The following is a 225-nucleotide window of genomic DNA, read 5'->3' on the forward strand; positions in this document are numbered from 1 at the left end:
ACTGACCAAACAAGTTTCCCCGCACAACCGGCAATCCCTTCCTAGACTTGTAGTCTCCATGAGAGCTGTTCCAGGAAGAGAGCGTGGTCATGTCCCAGTCGCCGTCCCTGCATCAACTGCAAGAGCTCAACCCGTTCCTGCGTCGCCACCTGGGCCCGGATGCCGCCGAGCAGCAGGCCATGCTCAATGCACTGGGCGTGGCGAGCCGCGCCGAGCTGATCGAGC

1 protein-coding gene is annotated in these 225 nt (G+C 61.8%); it reads left to right on the plus strand.

Annotation, left to right across the window (positions count from 1 at the left end; translation table 11 throughout):
• Positions 1–89: 89 nt before the first annotated feature.
• On the plus strand, positions 90–225 hold a 136-nt coding region (locus G1E_RS30315; RefSeq protein WP_177329619.1), incomplete at its 3' end, for a hypothetical protein.

The organism is Pseudomonas sp. TJI-51, assembly GCF_000190455.2.
GTDB lineage: Bacteria > Pseudomonadota > Gammaproteobacteria > Pseudomonadales > Pseudomonadaceae > Aquipseudomonas > Aquipseudomonas juntendi.